This is a genomic window from Pseudomonas fluorescens, assembly GCF_902497875.1.
GTDB lineage: Bacteria > Pseudomonadota > Gammaproteobacteria > Pseudomonadales > Pseudomonadaceae > Aquipseudomonas > Aquipseudomonas fluorescens_BR.
Genome location: NZ_CABVHY010000011.1, coordinates 13,607 through 34,044, shown reverse-complemented (window position 1 = coordinate 34,044; position 20,438 = coordinate 13,607). Strand labels below are relative to the sequence as shown.

Below are 20,438 nucleotides of genomic sequence, written 5' to 3'. Positions count from 1 at the left end.
AAGCATTTCAGCGTTTGTCCGGCTTGGCCAGCAAGGTGTAGACGCAAGGCAGCACGAACAAAGTGAACAGCGTACCAATCGACATCCCGGTGGCGATCACCGTACCGATATCGAACCGGCTGACCGCACCCGCACCCGTGGCGATGATCAACGGCACCATGCCAAACACCATCGCCGCGGTGGTCATCAACACCGGGCGCAAGCGAATCGCCGCGGCTTCTTCCACGGCTTCCCGAGCGGTCAGTCCTTTGTCCTTGCGCAACTGGTTGGCAAACTCGACGATCAGGATGCCATGCTTGCTGATCAGTCCGATCAAGGTCACCAATCCGACCTGGGTATAGATATTCATGCTCGACCAACCCAGGAACAGCGGGATCAGCGCACCACAGATCGACAGCGGGACGGTCACCAGGATCACCAGCGGGTCGCGGAAGCTTTCGAATTGCGCCGCCAGCACCAGGAAGATGATGGCCAGCGCCAGGGCAAAGGTCACCCACAACGCGCTGCCTTCCTGAACGAATTGCCGGGAAGCGCCACCATAATCGAAGGCATACCCCGGCCCTGCTTCCTCTTGGCCGATCTGGCGCACGGTCTCGATCGCTTCGCCCATGCTGACGAGCGGCACGCCCGAGATCGTCGCCGAGTTGAGCTGCTGGAACTGATTCAGCTGCCGCGGTCGAGCTCGATCGGAGACGGTAATCAGGGTGGACAGTGGCAGTGCTACGCCTGCGGTGTTTTTCACGTAGTAGTTGCTCAGCCAGTCTGGATTGTCGCGGTAGGCGCGTTCTACCTGGGCAATCACCTTGTAGCTGCGGCCTTCGATGGTGAAGCGGTTGATTTCCGCCTCACCGAGCAATGTCGCCAGAGTGCCCCCCAGGTCCTGCATCGAAACCCCCATCTGCGCGGCTTTGGCGCGGTCGATATCGACCACTACCCCAGGCTTGTCAAAGGCCAGGTCGATGTCGAGAAAGGCAAACTTGCCGGATTCCACCGCGCGTTTTTTCACTCGATCGGCGATTTGCAGCAGCGACTCGTAATCATTCGGCGTGTTGATGATGAACGAGAATGGCATGCCCTCACCGGTCCCTGGCAAGGATGGCAGGTTGAAGCCGAAGATCTGCAGCCCGGTGATGGCGGCGAGCTTGGCTTGAACCTCGGGAAGGATTTCCATCTGGGTTCGGCTGCGCTCGCTCCACGGCTTGAGCAGGAAACCGCCGATCCCCGATTGCACGCCGTTGAAGCCGTTGATTTGGAATGATGAGTAGTACTCGGGGAACTCCTTGAAGATGGTGACGAATTCGTCCGTGTAGGTGTTGAGGTAGTCGAGGTTGGTCGGCTGTGGTGCGTTGGCCATCATGAAGATGATTCCCTGATCTTCGTCCGGCGCCAGTTCCGACTTGGTGAATTTCAGCAGTACCGGGATCAGGCACAGGACGATGACGGCGAACACCAGCACCACCGGCCGGGTGTTGAGGGTGCCATGAAGCAGGCTCTGATAGCGGCTTTTCAAACCCTCGAAAATCAAGTCGAGGCGATGGGCCAGGCCGGTCGGGTTTTCATCGTGGCGCAAGAGCAGGGCGCACATCATTGGCGACAGGGTCAGGGCGACGATTCCGGAGATCACCACCGCGCCGGCCAGGGTCAGCGCAAACTCCTTGAACAGTGCCCCGGTCAGGCCTTCGAGAAAACCGATTGGCGCGTAGACCGCCGCCAGGGTGATGGTCATCGAGACCACCGGCATGGCGATTTCCCGGGCACCTTCGATGGCGGCGTCGAGCGGAGTCTTGCCTTCTTCAATATGCCGATGGATGTTCTCCACCACCACAATTGCGTCGTCCACCACCAACCCGATGGCCAGTACCATCGCCAGCAGGGTTAGCAGGTTGATCGAGTAACCCATCAGTTGCATGAAAAACATCACGCCGATCATCGACAGCGGGATGGTGATCACCGGAATCAGCACCGAACGCAGCGCGCCGAGAAACAGGAACACCACGACGATCACGATCAGCACCGCTTCAAACAGGGTTTTCACCACCTCATTGATCGACGCCTGAATGAACAGCGTGGCGTCGTAGGCGATCTCTCCTTTCAAGTTCGGTGGTAGCTGGGCTTCCAGCTCCGGCATGATCTTGCGCACTTCCTTGATCACGTCCAGCGGGTTGGCGGCAGGGGTGGCCTTGATGCCGATGTACACCGACGGCGTGCCCCCAAAAGAGCTGACGGTGTCGTAGTTCTCGGCGCCCATTTCCACTCGCGCGACATCACTGAGCAGCACCCGACTGTCGCCCTCGGTTTTCAGCGGGATCTCGGCGAAAGCCTCGGCGGACTTGAGCTCGGTGTTGGCGTTGATGCTGGTGACCACGTACTCGCCTTTCACCTCGCCGGCGGCGGAGAGGAAGTTGTAACGGCGTACCGCATCGGTTACATCACTGGCGCTGAGGCCGTAGCCGGCGAGCTTGACCGGATCCAGCCACAGGCGCATGGCGAACACCTGGTTGCCGAGAATCTCCGCTTCGGCCATACCCGGCAGGGTCGCCAGTTTCGGCTGGATCACCCGTGACAGGTAGTCGGTGATCTGCGGGTTGCTCAGGTCATTGCTGAAGAAACTGATGTACATCAGCGCCGAGGCGTCCGCCGCTTCCTTGCTCAGCACCGGGTCTTCGGCATCCTGAGGCAGCTGGTTCTTGACCTCGTTGGCCTTGGCCAGCAGCTCGGTGAACAGCCGGTCGCTGTTGGCGCCGATCCGCGCGTAGATTGAAATCACCGAGAAGTTCTGCCGGCTGACCGAGGTCATGTAGTCGATGCCTTCGGCACTCGCCAGGCTCTGCTGCATCGGTTGGGTGATGTAACCCTGGATGGTTTCGGCGTTCGCCCCAGGGTAGGCGGTGGTCACAGTGATCAGGGCGTTTTCCATCTGCGGATACTGGCGCAGCGGCAGCTTGCTCCAGGCCTGGAAGCCCAGCAGCACGATCAACAGGCTGATCACACTGGCGAGCACAGGGCGGCGGATGAACGGATCGGTAAAAGCCATGGGGATTCCTTGATCAGTCGGCGCGCGGCGGGCTGTTCTGTTCGGCTGGCAAATTTTTGTCGGGGCTGATGGCAATGTGAGCGTCGTTGGTCAGTTTGATCTGCCCGGCGCTGACCACTTGTTCACCGTTCCGCAGGCCTTTGGTGATCAGCACCAGCCCGTCGCGGCGCTCGCCGGTCTCGATAAAGCGTCGCTCGGCGATCAGCACCGGTTGCCCGTTGGCGTCCTTTTCGGCGCTGCCGTCGGCGGCTTTTTTCTGCGCCACCACAAATAGCGAGTTGCCATAGAGGGTGTAGGTGATCGCGCTTTCCGGTACCACGATCTTCGGTTGAGGGTGCGGCAGCAGGACCTGCAGGCTGGCGAACATGCCTGGCAGCAACTTGCCATCCGGGTTGGCCAGGGTCGCCCGCACCAGCACGTTGCGGGTGCTGTCTTCAACTTTCGGGTTGATCGCGCTGATGGTCCCGGGGAAGTTCTGGGTCGGGTAGGCGGAGACGGTGACCTGAACCGGCTGCTCCAGGGCAATTTTCGGTATCGCCTGCTCCGGCACGTAGAAGTCGACGTAGAGGCTGCTCAGGTCCTGCAAGGTGGCGATCACCGTGCCGCTGGGCAGGTAGTCGCCGACATCCACCTGACGGATGCCGATGGTGCCGCTGAAGGGCGCAGCGATGTGTTTCTTCGCCAGGATAGCCTTGAGTTGGTTGACCGTGGCTTTGTTCTTGTGCAGCAGTGCCGAGAGCCGGTCGAATTCGCCTTTGGAAATGGCCTGGCTACCCACCAGCTGACTGCCTCGGCCATAGTCCAGTTGTGACAGACCGAGGTCGGCCTGGGCGGTTTCCAGCAGGGCGCTTTCCACTGCACTGTCGAGTTGCACGAGCGGCTGGCCGGCCTTGACCTTCTGACCGGACTGGAACTGCACTTCCTTGACCGTCCCGGCGGTCTCCAGGCTCAAATCGACCCCTTGCAATGCCTTGAGCGTGCCGACTGTGGGTAGACGGCCTTGCCACGGACGTTCAGTGGCAGTGGCCACCGCCACGTTCACCGGCGGTTGTGGCGCAGAGAACACCTGGATCTGCTGATAGATGGAGAAGGCTTTATAGCCGGCCAGCATCAGTACGATAAGCAGGACAACACCCAACATGATCAGCATGCGGCGGCGCAGCATATTCCGGTTCCTTGGAAAAAAAGCTGAAACAGACAAGATGAGACAGACGGGACATTACGCCCGGCATGCCGCTGATTCTATATGCTCGTCTAAGGATTGTGCATAGAGCCCTAAAAGATCGCAGCCTGCGGCAGCTCCTACGGAATGTGGTTTGGCTCAATATCGAGGCGTCCCCGATCCACGTAGGAGCTGCCGCAGGCTGCGATCTTTTGCGCCGAAGGCGTCAGATCAGATGAAGGTGGTTGTCCCAGAGCCCTGCGGGTAACTCAAGGGGTTTGGCAACCAGCGGTGACTGACGACAATCGTAGAATCGGCAACGCCCCTGACCCGAGGTGACGACGAAGCCATCGGCCACGGCGCCGACCCCGGCACAGTCGGGCAACGGCGCGTCGAGGCGCAGTTGAGCGGTGTCCAGGTCCCAGATAAAGAAGCGGTTGCCTCGCGGTGCAGTGAGCGCCACCAGGCGCAACTCGCTGTGCACAGCGACGCTGGCAGTGTAGTGCCCCATCGCCTGCAACTGCTGCTCGGCAACCGGGAAGGCCACAAAAGGCTGGCCGGGACGCTTGATTGCCAGCAGCTCGGAGGACTCGTGGGCATCGCCCATGAACTGCTGGCCGGCGACGATGGTGCCGTCGCTGGCAATGCCCAGATGACGCACGCTATTCATCGACTGGGCGAGGGTTTCCTTGCTCAGTAACCTGCCGTCGCGCTGCATCAGCACCAGGCTTGGCTGCATGGCATTGAGGTTCATCTCGACCCGGCTTTCGGCCTCGGTACGGATTCCGCCATTGGCCACTACCAGGGTTTCACCGTCGGGCATCCATGACACCTGATGGGGGCCGATGCCATGGGTGGAAATCTCGCCGGAATGAACCAATCGTTCACCTTCGAAGCGGTACACGCCAAGCAGGCCGCGACCCGGATCGGTGGTGTCGTTTTCGGTGGCGTAGAGCCAATCACCGCTCTGGTGAATCACCGCGTGACCATAGAAATGCCGGTTCGGCTGCGAGACGACAGTCTGCAACAGCGTGCCGTCGCGCAGATCGATCAGGTAACTTTCGGTCCCGGGGCGCCGAGCGACGAACAGGGCCATTGGCAGCGTTGGATGATTGATGATGTCGTGGCAGCGCTGGCCGACCTGGGTGGCGAACACCTGGCTGCCATCCAGCCGATAGCCGACGGCATAATGCTGGCCGTCGCCATCGTTGCGCGCCGAGAGCAGCAGCGGGCTTTGGTCCTTTTGCCGAAACAGCGTCCAGCCGCCCAGCGTCACTGCACCCAGCAACAAACTGCCTAAAGTCAAAGCCTGGCGTCGCAGCATGGAGCTAACCCTCATCAGTCACCGTCGTTGGCGTTGAAGCCCAGTTGGATGCCCAGCGCCTTGGCCAGTTCGCCTTCGTGCAGGCGGTGGACCACGTTGAGGCTGTCGTAAAGGTCATTGAGTTGCTGGCGACCGGCATCGTCGCTGAGCATTTCAGTCAATGAACGCTGGCTGCTGGAGAACAGTTTCAGCGCGGCGGCGTAGGCGGCATCAATCTTCTCGGCCAATGGCTTCTGCTCGGCAGGCAGCAGGCCACGCAGGCCCTTGTTGTCGACCCCAACCCACACGCTTTTGGCCGCGGAGAGGCTGGCTTCCAGGCTGAGCAGCGAAGACTGGCTGCGCCAGGCATCGGCCTGGAAGGGTTGTGGAATGCCCTTGCTCTGACGGCCCATCGGGGTGCCGAGTTTTTTCTTCAGGGTGTCCAGCGCGGTGACTTGCACTCGCAGCAGATCGGCGATGGCTTCATGTGAATCGGCGTAGCGCTGGTTCGGGAATTTGCTCATCTGCGCGAGCATGCCGTCAGTAGTGTTCCAGCGTGACAGGATCTCTTCGGCGAGGATTTTCTGGCGTTCGCCAATGGCCGTCAGCAAGGGGCAGTACCGGGCTTTCTGCGCGCTATCGGCCATGTCGACCTTGCTGTCGAACAGGATGTATTCGTAGGCCGACAGGCCTTGCACCACAACGCTGGACTTGGCCAGGGCGGCGGCGTCGATCTGCGGCTGCGCGCTGACCAGTTGCTCGACCTGACGGCCGACCAGGTTCTTCTTGTCCGGCCAGAACTGCACCTGCCAGGCCCGGTTGCCCTCGGCCAGCGGGCCGATCAGCAGCGGTTGCAACTCGGCCCAGGCTTTTTGTGCGTGATGGAAATCGGCCCGCGCGGTGTCCAGGTTTGACTTGCCTTCACAGAACGCCAGCGCGCTGATCGCCAATTGGCGGTCGGCTTCGACCCAGCGGCTGTAAGTCGGAAGGATCACTTGTTTGGCGATGGCCGCCGAAGTGACTGCTTGAGGATCCTGCGGCGAGCAGGCGCTCAAGGCCAGCGCGGCAAGGCTGGTGAACAACAGTTTGGGGCGGAACATGTCGGGCTCCCGTTCTTTGGGTGAAAAGCTTAGAGAAAGCGTTATAGAGAATTCAGGAATGCCAGCAACGCGGCGCGTTGCTCGGCATTGAAAGTCAAAACCTGTTGCTGTGCCACCTGGGCTTCGCCGCCGTGCCAGAGCACCGCTTCGAGCAGGTTGCGGGCACGGCCGTCATGCAGGAACTGGGTATGGCCACTGACTGTTTGCGTCAGGCCGATACCCCATAACGGCGGCGTGCGCCAGTCGCGGCCACTGGCTTGGAATTCCGTGCGATTGTCGGCCAGGCCATCACCCATGTCGTGCAGCAGCAGGTCGCTGTAAGGGCGAATCACCTGATTGGCCAGTTCGGGTTCTGCGGCATTCGCTGCCGTGGTGAATTTCGGCGTGTGACAGGACTGGCAGCCGGCCTGATAGAACAGGTTTTTACCGGCCAGCACCTGCGGCGAACTGACGTCACGGCGGGCCGGAACGGCGAGGTTGCGGCTGTAGAACAGCACCAGGCGCAGGATGTTGTCACTGACTTCCGGCTCACCGTCCGGGCCATTGCCATTGGGTGCCTGCAGGCAGCCGGTCTGAGTCTGGGTGCAATCATCAACAGGTCGCAGGCGGGTGGTCAGGCCCATATCACCGGAAAATGCGTGGACGTTCTGTTGATTGAGCGTGGGCTGGCCGGCTTTCCAGCCGAAGCGCCCAAGCACGGTTTTCTGTTGCGCATCATCCCAGACCTGATTCGGTCGCCCGGCGATGCCGTTGTTGTCGTCATCTTGTGGGTCGGCGTTGCGCAGAATGTCGGCATCGGAGATGGCTTCGAGCAGGCCCAGGCCAATCATCGGCGGTGCGATCCGGGCGGAGAATCGAGTGTCCGGGTGCATGGGCCCGTAGCCGAGTTGGCTGATGTGCAGTTTCGGTTTGCGCAGTACGACTTCGCTGCCGTCCTTGAAGCGAACCGGCACCGGGTCGTAGTCGACCCGTACTTTGCCCTCCGGCACGACGCCGGGAACCGACATGTCCTGCAATTGCCCACCGTAGACCGGCTCCGGTACCACGCCCAGTTGTTCGATGACCTGGGCGTACTCCGGGGCATTGGGGATCGACAGGCGGACCAGCATCGACACCGAGTTGCTCGCATCGGGGGCTGGCGGATGACCGCGGCCGTCCTTGATGTGGCAGTTCTGGCAGCCATTGGTATTGAACAGCGGCCCCAGCCCATCGCGCGCGGTAGTGGTCGCTGGGGCAATCACCCAGGGGCTGCGAAAGAAGCTGTTGCCGACACTGAAATCCAGGCGCCGGCTCGGCGACAGGTTGGCCGAGGGCAGGGAAAAGGCGTTCTGATCAGTCTTTCTCACCGTCGTACTGCCACCGGAGCGGGCTTCACCGGGCTCGGCCTTGGTGAAATGCGGGACGTCGTCGCAGGCACTCAGGCCCAAGGCCAGCAACAGAGTGGACAAGCGAAGCGGCAGCGAGAGCATCAGACTTCCTGCAGGACGAGCAAAACAAGGGCGCAAAGTCTAACAGGGCAGCGGAATTTGAATAAGAGGAATTAGCGTTTAGTTTGATGTGGGGCAGTGTTTGGAGGCACTGTGATACTTGTAGGAGCAGCCGGGCGGCGTTCCGTTTGCTCGCGATGGTCGTGAACGATAGCGCGTGCTTTCTGAATAAACGTGCCGCCCTTGAGTCCATCGCGAGCAAGCCCGCTCCCACAAGCGTTCACAAAAAAGGCGACCCGAAGGTCGCCTCTGTTTTTCACTCAAACAACTCGTGATCAGAACTCGTGATCAGCGTTGTCCGGGTTCAGGTCGGTGATGCCCAGTTTGCCGGCAGCCTGTTCGATCGAACCGGTCTGCTTGACCAGCGAAGCGATGGCGTCGCGAACGATTTGATTGCCGGCGGAGTTGCCCGCGGCGATCAACTGGTCGTAGTGCTCGCCCTTGTTGGCGTGGTCGACGATCACTTGCATCTTGGCTTCGGTGGCCGCCAGGTCAGCTTTCAGCGCGGTGTCGGCGGCCGGGTCGGCTTTGGCGACCAGCGAGGACAGGCTGGCGCCGGTCATCTTGGTGCCGTCGACACGGGTGTATTCGCCCAGGTACACGTTGCGAATGCCTTTGGCATCGTAGAACTGCGAGTAATGGGTGTTATCGCTGAAGCAGTCGTGTTCATCTTCCGGCGAGTTGGCTTCCAGGGAAACCTTCATGCGCTCGCCCGCCAGTTCACCCAGGGACAGGCTGCCCATGCCGAAGAGCATTTTGCGCAGGCCAGTATCGGTGGGTTCAGCTTCCAGAGTGGCGCGATAGTTGTCAGCCACGTTCGGCTTCCAGTTACCGACCATTTCTTCCAGGTCGTTGACCAGCAGTTGGGTGACGGATTTCAGGTAAGCGCGACGACGATCGTTGTGACCGCCGGTGGCGCCTTTGCCTTCCAGGTAGTCGGAAGCTGGACGGTTGCCGGCGCCAGGGCCGGTGCCGTTCAGGTCCTGGCCCCAGAGCAGGAATTCGATGGCGTGGTAGCCGGTGGCGACGTTGGCTTCGGAACCGCCCAGCTCATTGAGGCTGGCGAGCTTTTCCGGGGTGATGTCTTTCACGTCGACCTTGTCTTCGCCGACCTGAACTTGGGTGTTGGCGATGATGTTGGCGGTGGCGCCCGGGTTACCCAGTGCGTGTTCGTAGGATTTGTCGACGTAGTCGATCAGGCCTTCGTCCAGTGGCCAGGCGTTAAGCTGGCCTTCCCAATCGTCGACGATGGTGTTGCCGAAGCGGAACACTTCACTCTGCAAGTAAGGCACGCGCGCAGCGACCCAGGCAGCCTTGGCGGCTTTCAGGGTGTCGGCGTTCGGTTTGGCGAGGAACGCGTCGACGGCGGTTTGCAGGGTTTTCGCGGTGGATTCGGCATCGCTGTAGACGGCGAAGACGATGTCGGCGTAATGCGCGACAACGGCCTTGGCAGCAGTTTCGTCAACTTTACCGGCAGCAGCAGGAGCAACTGGAGCTGCAGTGCTGGCAGCCGGAGTAGGCGCTTGCGGAGCGGCGGCCTTGTCTTTGCCTTCGCCACAACCGGCGAGGGAAATAGCGATGGCCAACAGACTGGCGGTAGCCAGAGGCATACGAATCATGGCGAACATCCTGCTTCGAGAGAGGTGGACAGGCGCGCGGGCGCGCAAAACTGCAACATAATGCGAAAGATTTGCATTATGTGTAAAGGGTTGCGTTTGTAATTATTTCTTATTCACGATGTGGTGGCACTTCGTAGCAGCCTCCGCCAGCTGCTACGGTCGGTCGGTGGGTCAGAAGATGGCGGCATTACTGCGTTGGGCCTGCTTCAGATAAGCACTCAATTCCCTGGCCGGCAGAGGCTTGCTGTAGTGATAGCCCTGACCCTCATGGCAGCCTTCGGAAATGATATAGGCCTCCTGCTCGGCGGTCTCCACGCCTTCGGCGATCACCTGCATGCCCAGGCTCTTGCCCAACTGAATGATCGCCCGAACAATGGTGGCATCGTCGTCGTCATCCAGCAGGTCCTGGACGAAGCTCTTGTCGATCTTGATCTTGTCCAGGGGCAGGCTTTTCAGATAACTGAGGGACGAGTAGCCGGTACCGAAGTCATCGATAGCGATCAACGCTCCCGAACGGCGCAGGCTCAGCAGATGCTGGGCGGCGGTGCTGATGTCTTCCATCAGGCCGGTTTCGGTGACTTCCAGTTCCAGACTACGCGGCGGCAGCCTATACATCTGCAGCAGGTTATTGACCACCCGTGGCAACTCGGCGTGGTGCAGTTGCACAGTGGACAGGTTGACCGCCATGCGCAAATCGGCGAAACCCTGATCATGCCAATCGCGTAGCTGGCGGCAAGCCTGGTCGAGTACCCATTCGCCGATGGCGATGATGGTGCCGTTCTGTTCAGCCAGCGGGATGAACAGATCCGGCGGCACCAGGCCGTGTTCCGGGTGCTGCCAGCGAATCAGCGCTTCAACCCCGACCACACGGTGATCGCGGTAGCTGATCTGCGGTTGGTAGACCAGGTAGAACTGCTCGCGAGCCAGGGCCTCGCGCAGGTCTTTTTCCAGCTCCCGGCGGCGACGCATTTCGCTGTCGACGCTGGCGATATAGAACTGGTAGCGGTTGCGCGAACGGGTCTTGGCCAGGGTCATGGTCTGTTCGGCTTTCTGCAACAACTTCTCGGTGCTGTCGCCGTCCTCCGGAAACAGCGTGATACCGATCGTGGCCCGCAGACGGATCTCTTGATGATCGAGGGCGAACGCCGCTTCCAGGTCATCGAGAATGCTTTGCGCCAGTTCTGCGGCTTCATAAGGCTGTTCGATATCAGCCTGAACCAGCGCGAACTGGTCGCCACCCAGCCGGGCGAGGGCGCCCAGGCGCCCGCTGTGAGCGCGCAATCGGTCGGCCAGGGCCAACAGCAATTGGTCACCGGTCTGGTAGCTGAATTGTTCGTTGATGCTCTTGAAGTCATCGAGGCCGACACAGATCACCGCGACCCGGCGTTGCAAACGTCCGGCATCCACCAGGATCTTGTCGAGTTGCTGCTGCAACTGCTGACGATTTGGCAGACCCGTAAGGAAATCGTACTGGGCCATGCGCAGCAGGCTGTTTTCCGCTTCATGGCGTAGGTGGGTATTGCGTTCAATGGACTCGAGTAGCTGATTGGCCGTGTTGATCCAGATGCCCAGCTCGTTTTTCTCGTGGCCCTTGAGCTGCGGAATTTTGTGTTCGCTGGGGCGGTCGGGGTTGATCTCGGTCAGGTGTTCGATAATTCGCGACAGTGGCTTGGTCAGCAGCCAGTGATAGACCAGATACAGCACCAGACCCATGGCCAGGGCGCGAAGCACTCCGGCAATAAAAATGATCACCGAATTGACGATAAACCCCTGGCCATAGGTGGCGGTATCGAGGGTGATGCTGAGGTCGCCGTAATACTCGCTGTAGGGACCGCGGCCTACCAGTTGCGTGGTAAAGGTGCGTTCCTGGCCAAGAATCAGGTCGGTCAGCCAGCGACTGGCTGACTTCTGCAGTTCGCGGTGTTTTTCCGCGAGCATGGTTTCATTGGGATGGCCGATGGACGCCATACGCACTGCGTCATCCTGAAACAGGCCTTCGATCACCTGCATGCCCATTTCCCGATCGAGGCTGTACACCGCCTGGGTCGATGGGTCGCGGAACATGTCGAGGATGCGCTGGGCATCGCCGGCCACCGCTTGCCGTGTCTTGTAGGCATCGAAAACGATCTGCGCGCAGCTCAGAACCACGCCGACGATCAATGCCGACAACAGCACAACCCGGAGCAACTTCACCGACAAGCTGTTTTTGAGTTCCAGCTTCAAAAGGCTATTCCTTGTTCCGTGCGGGTAGCGTCAAGTTGCCATGAGTATTGGCAATCCCGTGATGGCAGTCAAAGGGACAATCAAGCACTGGATATTTTGTCTATCTGCTTGGCCAAAGAGCTGATTCCGGGCTTGTTCAAGCGATTAGTACTGTGTCGGTAGCAACCCTGTAGAACTTGAGGGGTGTGCGGGAGTTTTTCCCCAGATGGATGATGTTAGCGTGCCGTGGTGTTGGGGCAAGGGCAAATTGGTTCCTTGTGCGGGCTTTGTCGCGAAGGCGGCCTGACAACCGGCCTCGCTCTTGAGGGCGGTGTACATATCCATTTCTGCGGTAACGGATATGTACCCAGTCAAAAAAGATTCAGCCCCCTGAAACGCCGCCAGCCAACATTCCAAAAGTCCATAAAAAAACCCGGCAAAAGCCGGGTTTTTTGACTGGCGCGAAGCTTAAGCAGTGAAGGTTTTTCCTTCGAATTGCTCAGCCACGAATTTCCAGTTGACCAGGTTCCAGAACGCTTCGACGTACTTTGGACGAAGGTTGCGGTAGTCGATGTAGTAGGCGTGTTCCCAGACATCGCAGGTCAGCAGCGGGGTGTCGCCGCTGGTCAGCGGGTTACCGGCGCCGATGGTGCTGGCCAGGGCCAGGGAACCGTCAGCTTTTTTCACCAGCCAGCCCCAACCGGAACCGAAGGTGCCGATGGAGGTTTTGCTGAATTCTTCTTTGAACTTGTCGAACGAACCGAAAGCCGCGTTGATGGCGTCGCCAAGTGCGCCGGTTGGTTGACCGCCGGCGTTTGGCGCCAGGCAGTTCCAGTAGAAAGTGTGGTTCCAGACCTGAGCGGCGTTGTTGAAGATACCGCCCGACGAAGTTTTGACGATTTCTTCCAGTGTCTTGCCTTCGAACTCGGTGCCTGGCACCAGGTTGTTCAGGTTCACGACGTAGGTGTTGTGGTGCTTGTCGTGGTGATACTGCAGAGTTTCCTCTGAAATGTGCGGCTGCAGGGCATCGTGTGCGTAAGGCAGCGGCGGCAATTCGAAAGCCATGATGATTCTCCTAATCAGGTCAGTTGCGGTGAGCGCACGGCCGATCACGGGCGGCCAGACTAGCGCCGGAGAGTTTGTACTCTTTGCGGCGCAGGTTTTGGATCATAGCACCGGGGGTGCGGCATAACCACGCAACAACTGTGTGGAATAGAGGTTTAAGGGGGTGCCTTCACTAAATGGCGGATCGCCATTTAGTGAGGGCACCCCCTTAAGCCTTTTGGAATAAATCACCCGGCGCTGATTAACTGGAACGCTACGGTAAACATCATGACCGCTACCATCAGATCGAGAATTCGCCAGGTACTCGGCCGCGCCAACCATGGCGCAAGCCACGCCGCGCCCAAGGCCAGGGTGAAAAACCACAGCAACGAGGCGCTGGCCGCGCCGACCACGTAGGCGCCGGGTACGGTTTGCTGGGCCCCGAGTGAGCCGATCAGCAACACGGTGTCCAGATACACATGGGGGTTGAGCAAGGTTACGGCCAGGGCACTGAGCATCACTGCACGTAGCGAACGCACGGTCTGGTTTTCGGACTGTTGCAGGCTTTGCCGGGAACACGCCCGGCGCAGCGCCAGGCTGGCGTACCACAGCAGGAACGCTGCGCCGCCCCAGCGGGCAACAGCCAGCAGCAGCGGGTTTTGCGCCAGCAGGGTCGCCAGGCCGAAAACTCCGGCAGCGACCAGTAAGGCATCGCAGGTCACGCACAGCGCGGCCACCGGCAGGTGATGTTCGCGGCGCAGGCTTTGCGCCAGCACGAACGCGTTTTGCGTGCCGATCGCCATGATCAGTCCCGCGGCGACCAACAGGCCGTTCACATAGCTTTGCCACATAGGGTTTACTCCGCGCCCGCCGCCAATTGCCGCAGCACCGTCATGGCGCGCTCGGCATCGGCCTGGCCGACAAACAAATGATCGTGGTAGTAGCCGGCAATCACGTTGCAACTGATCCCGGCCTGGCCCAGGGCGCTGGCGAATGCAGCGGTGAGGCCTACGGCTTCGAGTGCCGAATGCACATTCAAGGTGATCCAGGCCGCCACATAATCGAAACTGAAACCGGCTTTTTCGGCTTGCCCGCGCCCGAGGATGACCGTCAGGCCTTCCTGCTCGCGGAAGCTGCCGATGACGTCACAGTCCTTGGGCAGATGGCCGTCGCGGATGCTGCAGAATACGTACTCGCCGTCGTTCAATTGCGGGCTCATGCCGTGCAGCAGGGTTGCCAGAGAAGTTTCACCAGCCATGAAAGGTGTCCTTGATCGAAGAGGCTTGCTGGCTATTCTCCGGGCAGAAGCGGTATAAGAAAAACCAATATTGCTGATCGCCCATTAGGAAAACTGATGTTCGACTATAAATTGCTTTCCGCCCTCGCCGCAGTGGTCGAACAGGCCGGCTTCGAACGGGCGGCCCAGGTATTGGGATTGTCGCAATCGGCCATCTCGCAGCGGATCAAACTACTGGAGGCTCGGGTCGGCCAGCCGGTGCTGGTACGGGTCACGCCACCGGCACCGACGGAGATTGGCCGGCGTCTGCTCAACCATGTGCAACAAGTGCGTTTGCTCGAACGTGATTTGCAAACGCTGGTGCCGGCGTTGGATGAAGAAGGCTTGCCGGAACGTCTACGTATTGCGCTCAACGCCGACAGCCTGGCGACCTGGTGGGCAGAAGCGGTGGGTGATTTCTGCGCAGAGCAGCATCTGCTGCTGGACCTGATAGTGGAAGACCAGACCGTCGGCCTCAAGCGTATGCGTGCGGGTGAAGTGGCCGCGTGTGTGTGTGCCAGCGAGCGACCGGTGGCCGGGGCGCGCAGTCTGTTGCTGGGGGCCATGCGTTATCGTGCCCTGGCCAGCCCGGCCTTTATCGCCCGGCATTTTCCGCAGGGCGTGCGTGCCGAGCAGTTGGCGCACACGCCGGCCCTGGTGTTCGGCCCGGATGACTTTTTGCAGCATCGCTACCTGGCTTCATTGGGCGTCGACGGTGGTTTTGAACACCATTTATGTCCGTCTTCCGAGGGCTTTATTCGCTTGGCCGAGGCGGGACTCGGCTGGGGACTGGTGCCCGAATTGCAGGTTCGCGGGCAGCTGGAACGTGGCGTGTTGGTGGAGCTGTTGCCAGATAAGCCGATCGATGTGCCGCTGTACTGGCATTATTGGCGCAACGGCGGGCAATTGCTCGGGCAGCTGACCGAGCATCTGGCGCGATTATCAAAGCAATGGTTGGTGCCGTTGGCGTGATTGAAAGCGTCAGGGCTTGAGGCAATACGCAGTGCGATACGCATGAAAAACGAAAGAAGACGGAGCAATACATGAAAATTCTGGTCACCGGCGCAAGCGGCTTCATTGGCGGGCGCTTCTCGCGTTTCGCCCTGGAGCAGGGCCTGGACGTGCGGGTCAATGGGCGTCGGGCCGAGGGTGTCGAGCATCTGGTGCGCCGCGGTGCCGAGTTTGTCCAGGGTGACTTGAGTGATCCGCAACTGGTTCGCAGTTTGTGCCGTGACGTCGACGCGGTGGTGCACTGTGCTGGCGCGGTGGGGTTGTGGGGACGTTATCAGGACTTTCATCAAGGCAACGTGCTGGTCACCGAGAACGTGGTCGAAGCCTGTCTGAAACAGCGCGTTCGGCGGTTGGTGCATCTGTCTTCGCCGTCGATCTATTTCGATGGTCGTGATCATCTGGGGCTGACTGAAGAGCAGGTCCCGAAGCGCTTCAAGCATCCCTACGCCGCCACCAAGTACCTGGCCGAGCAAAAGGTCTTCGGCGCCCAGGAGTTCGGCCTCGAAGTGCTGGCCCTGCGCCCGCGTTTCGTCACCGGTGCCGGTGACACGAGCATCTTCCCGCGGCTGCTGAACATGCAGCGCAAAGGGCGTCTGGCGATTATCGGCAATGGCCTGAACAAGGTCGATTTCACCAGTGTGCAGAACCTCAATGAGGCTTTGCTCAGCAGTTTGCTGGCCAGCGGTTCGGCCCTGGGCAAGGCCTACAACATCAGCAACGGCGCGCCGGTGCCGCTGTGGGATGTGGTGAATTATGTGATGCGCCAGATGCAAGTCCCGCAAGTCACCCGCTACCGTTCCTTCGGTCTGGCCTATAGCGTTGCCGCGCTGAACGAAGGTTTCTGCAAGCTCTGGCCGGGGCGTCCGGAGCCAACGCTGTCGCGCCTGGGGATGCAGGTGATGAGCAAAAACTTCACCCTGGATATCAGCCGTGCCCGCCATTACCTGGACTATGACCCGAAGGTCAGCCTGTGGACGGCCCTTGATGAGTTCTGCGGTTGGTGGAAGGCTCAGGGCATTCGCTGAAAATAAACACTGAACCGAGTTTGGGGTTCAGGGTCGATCAGTGCGGCGAGTAGCGGTTTATACTCGCCGGATCAAGCCATCACTGCGGTTCAGAAAGGTTGACCCATGCGTAACGATGCTAACGACGACTTCGATGATGTACCCAGCCTGCGGGCCGATGCTCTGGACGATGATTTTCCGGATACTGCCGCCGTTCGTGAGCGCACCAGCGTGCATTCGCGGCCCACTCAGTTGGTCAAGGTCAAAGGCCCGAGCACCGGGCCGCTGTGGGCATTGGTCGGGGCGATGTTTTTTGCTTTCGCCGGCCTTGCCTGGTGGAGCTTTCAGCAGATCTCGCTGATGGAGCAGCAACTGGTCGCCACCCAGGAAAGTTTCGCCCGCATCAGCGAGGAAGCGGCGGGGCGTCTGCAGGCTATTTCCGGCAAGGTGGTCGCCAGTGAATCCAGCGTCAACAACGGCAGCGAAGCGCTGAAACTGCAGATCAAGCAGCTGGAAAGCAAATTGCTTGAGCAGACCAGGCAACAGCAGGGCGTCGCAGGCCAGGCCACTAGCCTGGACAAGCGCCTGGCGCAAATGACCGCACAGACTACCGAACAGCAAGCCGCCAATACTCAGCTGCAAGCCCAGGTCAAAGCCCTGTCCGGTGAGTTGGCCGCGCTGAAAAGCACCCCGGCCGACACCAGTAAAGTCGACGCGGAACTCAAAAGTCTCAGCGCCGAGATCGCCGCGTTGAAGAAACAAGGCAACCCAAGCGCCGCCATCGAGCGCCTGGAGCAGGACATGATTGTTCTCAAAAGTGAACAGGACAACCGTCCGGCTGCGCCTCAGGGGGGTAGCAACACCGCCGAGTTCGACGCCTTCCGTGGCCAGGTCACACGCAACATCAACACCCTTCAAAGCCAGATCCGCAACCTGCAACAGCAGATCAGCGCCCGTCCTTGATGGGCCTTCAGGCGCTTTGAGTCGAGCGCCTACCCCTGTGGTGAGGGAGCTTCCAGTGGCGAGGGGGCTTGCCCCCGCTGGGCTGCGAAGCGGCCCTAAAACCTGCAAATCCAGTTCTGTCAGGCACACCGCATGTACCGGTTTTACGACTGCTTCGCAGCCGAACGGGGGCAAGCCCCCTCGCCACAGGTCTGCGTCTGCCCCGAACTTTGCTGAATACTCATACATAGCCCCAAGCCGTCTACGCTCTTGAGTCATCACCAGAAACGAGGGATGCGCGATGAGGGTTCTTCTCAAAACTACCTTGCTGGGCTGGCTCCTGCTGCTGTGTGTCAGCCAGGTCCAGGCCGCCGCGCAGGCAGCTGACGACGGGCAAGCCGCCAAAGCCCTGCTGGAAAAAGCCTTGGCTTACTACCACGACCACGGTGACATGTCGGATGTACGCAAATCCATTAAACCTGACGATCCTCTCGCCCCCGCAATACCCTGTTCGGCATGGCAATCGCCGCAGCCAACCCCAGCAGCGACACTGCCGCGCTGACCATCAGCAGATGCCGGAAGGTCAGCGACAACTCGGCGCGCAAGGCGTTCTGCGCGTCACCCGGTGCCGCGTTCAAACCATCGAGCAGCACATTCCCCGAGCTGCCCTCGGCGATCAGCGTCGAGCCGGCCAGGTGGGCGAAGCTGGAGTCTTGCAGCAAGGCCAGCAGCAACGCTGACATCAACGCCACGCCCATGGCGCCGCCCAAAGAACGGAACAGGTTAGTGGTGCTGGTTGCCACGCCGATGTCCCGTTGCTCCACCGAATTTTGCGTGCCCACCAGCGAGGTCGGGAATTGCATGCCGGAGGCGATCCCGCTCAACAGCATGAACAGGCTGCTCAGCACCAGCGCTTGTGGCGGGCTGAAGGCCATGCCGAGAATAGCGAGTGGGGTAAGCAGTGCTCCGGCCAGAATCATCGGTTTGTAGCGACCGGTCACCGAGGTCTGGCGTCCGGCGAAATAGGCACCGATCGGCAAACCAATCGCCAGTGGCAACAGGTGCAACGCGGCGCTGTCGGCGCCAGCGCCGGTGACACTCTGAAAGCGCAGCGGCATCAGCACGATCAATGAGATGGCCTGGAAACTGGTGAAGAAAATCGTGCACCAACACAGCACCGCGTTGCGGTTGGCGAACAGATGCATGGGAAGCAGGGGTTCGGGTGCTCGTTGTTCATGCCAGACGAACAACGTCAGCGCCACCACCGCAGCGATCAGTAAACCGAGCACTTCAGTGTCGCGCCAATGATGGCCCTGACCGATTTCGGTGATGCCCAGCAACAGCGCGGTCAGGCCGATAATCATCAGCAGCGTGCCGAAGTAATCGATGACTGGTTTGCGCTGTGGCACGGGTAAGCCGACCAGCGTGCGGCTGGCTATCAGCCAGGCCCCAAGGCCCAGCGGCAGGTTGATCAGAAACACCCAACGCCAGGACAGGTACTCAGTCATGTAACCGCCGAACACCGGGCCGGCGACACTGGCCACCGCATACATACTGCTGAAATAGCCTTGATAACGACCCCGCTCACGAGGTGGCACGATGTCGCCAATGATCGCCTGACTGACCGAAATCATCCCGCCAGCACCGATGCCCTGGATGATCCTTGCGAGGACAAGCTGCTCCATGCTCTGGGCCATGCCGCAAAACAACGAAGCGAGGGTGAACAGGCCCATGCCGAACAGCATCAGCCGGCGCCGGCCATACAGGTCGCCGAGCTTGCCGTAGATCGGCACCGCCACGGTCATCGCCACCATGTAGCCGGAGATCACCCAGGCCAGCAGGCTGACATCCTTGAACTGCGCCGAAATGGCCGGCATCGACACGGCGACGATGGTCTGGTCCAGGGCGCCGAGGAAGATTGCCAGCATCAGGGCGATCAGCACGCTGCGAATGGCCGGTTTGCCAGGCTGATTGAGATTGGTCACGGTGAAACCTGCGAGCAGTGGTTGACCCGCAGGTTTATGGACAAGCGGGAGTACTACCAGTGTACTCGATAGGCACCTACTCGATAGCCTCGTAAGGAAACCCGAGGTCATTTTCCGAAATGGTTTGCGACCGGCTTCGGAGTCGACGAAATACTCCGGCACCGATAATGGCAATTTGGGGTTTCAGGATTTTCATTATTTTTATGGCTCGCAAACTTCACGCGAATAAATCGGTGAATGGGCTCTGAGTGCTTGCATTTTTCGCTTGAGAGCCCGTCAAATGAAGGTGAAAACTGAGCCGATAGCTGTACATTTTGCCAATCAGTGCGATTATCGCCCAACTCATTGAGGCCTGGACTGCAGTTATGAACAAGCCTGCCCTTCCTTCGATTCCGCTGTTCAAACTCTATGGCGAAAGCCTGGACTGGCCAACACCGGATTTGCTGCACTGTGAAACCATTTCCAAACGCAGTCGTGAACATCAGTGGGAAATCAAACCCCACCGGCATGCCGATCTGTGTCAATTGCTCTTCGTTTACAAGGGGCAAGTGGAACTTGAGATCGACGGCAAGCGCACGCTGCTCGCAGAGTCGGCGGTCCAGATTTTGCCGCCCTTGTCAGTGCATGGCTTTCGTTTTTCAGAAGATGTCGAGGGCTATGTCGTGACCCTGGCCGCGCCGCTGGTGGCGCACCTTCAGGCGCAGCTGGGCAATTCGGTGAATGCGCTGGCGGTGGCCGAAAGCTACCCGGCGGCCGCCGACAGCCATTACCTCAATAGTCTGTTTTCGGCATTGCAAAGCGAATACGTGGGCCATCAGCCAGCGCGAGAAATGCTCATGCACTCGCTGGTCAGTGTGATCCTGGTATGGGTCAGTCGCCAGGTGATCCAGCGGCGTGCTGCGAGCCAGCGTCCGCAACGGGCACGCGAATACCTCAATGGTTTTATCCAGCTGGTCGAAGAGCATTATCGCGAGCACGTGAAGGTCGAAGACCTGGCGCACAAACTGGGAATTTCCGTCTCGCATCTGAACGGCACTTGCCGTGAGCTGGCCGGTCAGCCAGCCTTGCAGATCATGCATGAGCGGCAATTGCTGGAGGCCAAGCGGCTGTTGACCTACACCAACATGACTATCTACGAAATGTCCGAGCTTCTCGGGTTCTCTGACCCGACCAACTTCACGCGACTGTTCCGCCGACGAGTGGGGATCTCACCCAAGGCGTTTCGGGACAGGTTGAAGGCCGATCAGGATAACCAGGCCTGAGGCACTG

At 59.9% G+C, this 20,438-nt stretch carries 15 protein-coding genes and 1 pseudogene; 5 read left to right on the top strand and 11 right to left on the bottom strand.

All coding sequences use genetic code 11. From position 1 onward, the window contains the following. Positions 1–7 precede the first annotated feature (7 nt). The 10 genes from F8N85_RS12725 to F8N85_RS12680 form a co-directional block, all read right to left on the bottom strand. A complete protein-coding gene (locus tag F8N85_RS12725; RefSeq protein WP_150803958.1) occupies positions 8–3,034 on the bottom strand; it encodes a multidrug efflux RND transporter permease subunit in 3,027 nt (1,008 codons plus the stop codon). Between the two features lie 13 nt (positions 3,035–3,047). Then, positions 3,048–4,199 (bottom strand): efflux RND transporter periplasmic adaptor subunit, encoded by a 1,152-nt coding sequence (locus F8N85_RS12720; RefSeq protein ID WP_150803957.1) that lies wholly within the window; start codon positions 4,197–4,199, stop codon positions 3,048–3,050. 223 nt (positions 4,200–4,422) lie between these two features. Further along, the gene (locus F8N85_RS12715; protein WP_150803956.1) at positions 4,423–5,520 is read right to left on the bottom strand and encodes a DUF1513 domain-containing protein; all 1,098 of its coding nucleotides are present in this window, start codon (positions 5,518–5,520) and stop codon (positions 4,423–4,425) included. Positions 5,521–5,534: 14 nt separating this feature from the next. Further along, a complete protein-coding gene (locus F8N85_RS12710) occupies positions 5,535–6,599 on the bottom strand; it encodes an imelysin family protein (RefSeq protein ID WP_150803955.1) in 1,065 nt (354 codons plus the stop codon). A 41-nt stretch (positions 6,600–6,640) separates the two neighbouring features. After that, the gene (locus F8N85_RS12705; protein WP_150803954.1) at positions 6,641–8,068 is read right to left on the bottom strand and encodes a di-heme oxidoredictase family protein; all 1,428 of its coding nucleotides are present in this window, start codon (positions 8,066–8,068) and stop codon (positions 6,641–6,643) included. Between the two features lie 293 nt (positions 8,069–8,361). Further along, entirely contained in the window at positions 8,362–9,705 is a 1,344-nt protein-coding gene (locus tag F8N85_RS12700; protein ID WP_150803953.1) for an imelysin family protein, read from the bottom strand. A gap of 171 nt (positions 9,706–9,876) precedes the next feature. Next, positions 9,877–11,928 carry a putative bifunctional diguanylate cyclase/phosphodiesterase gene (locus F8N85_RS12695; RefSeq protein ID WP_150803952.1) on the bottom strand — a complete coding sequence of 684 codons (2,052 nt, stop codon included), beginning with the start codon at positions 11,926–11,928 and terminating at the stop codon, positions 9,877–9,879. A 447-nt stretch (positions 11,929–12,375) separates the two neighbouring features. Then, the gene (locus F8N85_RS12690; protein ID WP_150803951.1) at positions 12,376–12,972 is read right to left on the bottom strand and encodes a superoxide dismutase; all 597 of its coding nucleotides are present in this window, start codon (positions 12,970–12,972) and stop codon (positions 12,376–12,378) included. A gap of 227 nt (positions 12,973–13,199) precedes the next feature. Next, positions 13,200–13,802, bottom strand: a complete 603-nt coding sequence (locus F8N85_RS12685; RefSeq protein ID WP_150803950.1) for a LysE/ArgO family amino acid transporter — start codon at positions 13,800–13,802, stop codon at positions 13,200–13,202. Between the two features lie 5 nt (positions 13,803–13,807). Then, positions 13,808–14,209, bottom strand: coding sequence for an ACT domain-containing protein (locus tag F8N85_RS12680; protein WP_150803949.1), 402 nt, complete (start codon positions 14,207–14,209; stop codon positions 13,808–13,810). Between the two features lie 96 nt (positions 14,210–14,305). Here F8N85_RS12680 and F8N85_RS12675 point away from each other — a divergent pair, with 96 nt between their 5' ends. From F8N85_RS12675 to F8N85_RS35585, 4 genes and pseudogenes are all read left to right on the top strand, one after another. Continuing rightward, positions 14,306–15,199 (top strand): LysR family transcriptional regulator ArgP, encoded by an 894-nt coding sequence (locus F8N85_RS12675; protein ID WP_150803948.1) that lies wholly within the window; start codon positions 14,306–14,308, stop codon positions 15,197–15,199. 71 nt (positions 15,200–15,270) lie between these two features. Further along, entirely contained in the window at positions 15,271–16,263 is a 993-nt protein-coding gene (locus F8N85_RS12670) for an NAD-dependent epimerase/dehydratase family protein (RefSeq protein WP_150803947.1), read from the top strand. Positions 16,264–16,368: 105 nt separating this feature from the next. Beyond that, entirely contained in the window at positions 16,369–17,205 is an 837-nt protein-coding gene (locus F8N85_RS12665; protein WP_150803946.1) for an ATPase, read from the top strand. Between the two features lie 280 nt (positions 17,206–17,485). Beyond that, a pseudogene (locus F8N85_RS35585) lies at positions 17,486–17,635 on the top strand (calcium channel protein); the annotation flags it as partial. 22 nt (positions 17,636–17,657) lie between these two features. On the opposite strand, the gene F8N85_RS12650 reads toward F8N85_RS35585, so the two are convergent. Further along, the gene (locus F8N85_RS12650) at positions 17,658–19,169 is read right to left on the bottom strand and encodes an MDR family MFS transporter (RefSeq protein WP_150803944.1); all 1,512 of its coding nucleotides are present in this window, start codon (positions 19,167–19,169) and stop codon (positions 17,658–17,660) included. 365 nt (positions 19,170–19,534) lie between these two features. Here F8N85_RS12650 and F8N85_RS12645 point away from each other — a divergent pair, with 365 nt between their 5' ends. Further along, complete coding sequence (locus tag F8N85_RS12645) at positions 19,535–20,431, top strand: helix-turn-helix domain-containing protein (RefSeq protein ID WP_150803943.1); 897 nt, start codon at positions 19,535–19,537, stop codon at positions 20,429–20,431. Positions 20,432–20,438: the final 7 nt, after the last annotated feature.